Genomic DNA, 2,541 nt, shown 5'->3' with positions numbered 1-2,541 from the left:
GGGAGCGCCTCCGCCACCGGCCGGCTTCAGATCGGAACGGTGGCCGGCTTCGCCTCGGAATGACGGCCGGCTTCAAATCGGAATCCCCGGCCGGCTTCGTCGGAATACGCACGTATAGTCGCCCGAGCCTTGAAGGATGCGGCCGACCATGGGCACCTTCATCCAGATCGCGATCGCCTGCATCGTGTTCGCGATGCTGCGGGTTTTCCTGTCCCTGGTGCTGAACCTGGGAATGATGGAGCGCGCCGCCGCCGGCTTCTACGCGCCCCTGCCCTACAACATCATCATGACCGTACTGAACGCGTTGAAGAGCTTCCTGGCCGCTCTCGTCGCCGTTCTCTGCTCCCGAGTCGTGGGCGACGTCGCCACGGCCACGACGCTAACGCTGACCGCATTCGCTTTCTTTGCCGGCGTGATCCGCGTCGGGCTCGGCCGGGAAGCTGCGCTGGCACCCGGGATCTCCTTCATCGCGGCACTGATATCCACGGGGGTGACGTACGGCGCGATCGTGTTGGGTGCGCGGCTCGCGATCTCGTAGGCGGGGAGGGCGAACCACCGCCCTCCCCGTCCAGGGCAGTCACTACGCCCGATGAGAAGAGCGATCAGCCTGCGCGAAGGTCGCGGGACCGAAAGAGTTGCCTGAGGGTCGGCGGCCTCGCCGGCTTGTCCTCGATGCAGCTCGGGAAGCCCGGTTCGCCTTTGACCGAGTCGGCGAGACCCGTGATGGCGTCTGTCAGGAGAGCCCCGACGATGCGAATGCGGGGTCAGGGGGTGGGCGCGGACGCCATAGGCCCGGTCTCGCCGTACTCGACCTGGATCAGCCGCTCGAGTTCCTTGCGCATTTGCGGCGAGGCGTCGACGATCTCGGGCAGGTCGACGCCTTTCAGGCGGTCGGCGAGGGCGGTGAGTTCGGCAATACCCTCCGGCCCGCTGCGGAGTAGCGATGCCACCTTGGCCGCCCCGATGCTCGGTCCATCCGAACCATAGACCGTGACGGGTTCGGGCCAGCCTGGCATCCAACGCTTCACGAAGGAGTCCCAGGATGGACCACGCTCGCCATGCACGGCGAAAGCGATGCCGTGCTCGCGGCAGACGTCCTCAACGTCGTCCATCGTCGCGCCGAGCTTGTCGCTTCCATAGATCCAGAGCGGCTTTCCCTGCTCGATCGTCTCCTGAAGCAGGCACATGAAGTCGCCATCCTCGAACACGCCCTCCTCCCATCCGGGCTTCGCGTTCTCGGCGACGACCGCGGCCGTCAAGGCAGTCACTGCCGCGGCGGAAGGAATGGTGCCGACGATCATGATGCTGGTGTCCGCTCTGTCGCCCATGTCCCCGTTGCCTTGCATGTGTTCCCGATCGCGAGGCTCGCATCCGCTTGCGAAAGGGACAACCGCAGGGGCCGGAACGCCGGACAAGCAGAGCCGTTGAGCTTCACGGACCGGCGATCGGCCGGCTTCGTCGGAGACTTCGGAATGCCTCGGCTCGCCATCGTCATAGCCGCCTGCCTCGGATCCGGCGCCGCTGCCGCGGGTCCCCTCCCCTTCGAGGTGGCGCAACGAGGTCCGCTGGACGTGCCGCCGGCCTATCTGGACAGAGGGCCGGTTGGACCGGATCTGCATCCCGGCGCGGAGTACTACGCGACGGGATGCCAGTGGGTGCGTCGCGAACTCCTCGACGAGCGCGGCGAGATCCGAGTGTTCCGCGTCCCCGCCTGCCTCTGAGACCGATCGGTCAGGCGTCGGTCGCCACCCTGAACCGCCACGCGTTGGCGTAACGGGCGTTCGGCACGTCCGCGGGGGTGGGAAGGCGTAGGCTGACGTCCAGAGCGAGCTCTTCGATGGCCAGAAGGCCTGCGACGGCCAGCCTCGCTGACGTCGTGCGAAGCCATGTCTCGCCTGTCGATAGAGAAACGGCCCCCGAAGCTCGGGCCATCCTCAGAAGGCCGCCGCTCCGAAATTTCGAAATTCCTGATGGGCTCCAGGGGACGCGGCCGTCGTCTCGCATCGCCATCCTTCCTCCGCTCGGCCTTGATACGGCTGAAGGAATGATGATGCCCATCGATGCAATAGCAAAGCCCGATCGCTTGAAAGGATCCAAGCGCGGGGCCCCGGATTACGTTCCTTCGAAAGCGGTTGCACCGAAGCAATCGCCCCTCTAATCTCCGCTCGGAGATGGGGTGGTCCGATGTCGGTTTTCCGTCGCGCGATGGCGCTTGCCCTTTCAGTCGTGATGGCCCTCGGCCACCCGGCCGAGCTGCTGGCCGCCTCCTACGTCTTCCGCCAGCCCTCCGCCGCCGGCACCTACCCCGTTCCCGTCATCACCAACAACGTCGTCAACTCGAGCACCTACTACAAGGTCGACGGGCGCACCTACTCCATCTCCTGGCAGGGCTCCGGCGGACGCTCGCCCTACCGCATCGAGATGGTCGGCGCCCCCCTGCCCCCGGGCTGCGCCGCACCCGTCCAGACCGGGTCCATCCTCTCCACCAACTGCACCTTCAACCAGGAGGGCAGCTACGGCGGCGTCGTCGCCCAGCTCACC

At 66.5% G+C, this 2,541-nt stretch carries 4 protein-coding genes; 3 read left to right on the top strand and 1 reads right to left on the bottom strand.

Annotated elements, in window-relative coordinates; all coding sequences use genetic code 11:
* Window positions 1-148: 148 nt before the first annotated feature.
* Window positions 149-538 (top strand): hypothetical protein, encoded by a 390-nt coding sequence (locus tag MFF56_RS31725; protein ID WP_238232181.1) that lies wholly within the window; start codon window positions 149-151, stop codon window positions 536-538.
* Window positions 539-764: 226 nt separating this feature from the next.
* Here the strand turns inward: MFF56_RS31725 and MFF56_RS31720 are convergent, their stop codons facing one another.
* On the bottom strand, window positions 765-1,301 hold the full coding sequence (locus MFF56_RS31720) for a hypothetical protein (RefSeq protein ID WP_238232180.1): 537 nt from the start codon (window positions 1,299-1,301) through the stop codon (window positions 765-767).
* 171 nt (window positions 1,302-1,472) lie between these two features.
* Here MFF56_RS31720 and MFF56_RS31715 point away from each other — a divergent pair, with 171 nt between their 5' ends.
* Together MFF56_RS31715 and MFF56_RS31710 are read left to right on the top strand one after the other, a co-directional pair.
* The gene (locus tag MFF56_RS31715; RefSeq protein ID WP_238232177.1) at window positions 1,473-1,721 is read left to right on the top strand and encodes a hypothetical protein; all 249 of its coding nucleotides are present in this window, start codon (window positions 1,473-1,475) and stop codon (window positions 1,719-1,721) included.
* 463 nt (window positions 1,722-2,184) lie between these two features.
* A partial coding sequence (locus MFF56_RS31710; RefSeq protein ID WP_238232176.1) for a hypothetical protein occupies window positions 2,185-2,541 on the top strand: 357 nt, incomplete at its 3' end.

The organism is Methylobacterium hispanicum (genome assembly GCF_022179285.1).
GTDB lineage: Bacteria > Pseudomonadota > Alphaproteobacteria > Rhizobiales > Beijerinckiaceae > Methylobacterium > Methylobacterium hispanicum.
The sequence above is the reverse complement of the archived record's forward strand: the minus strand, read 5'-3'. Positions and strand labels throughout refer to the sequence as shown.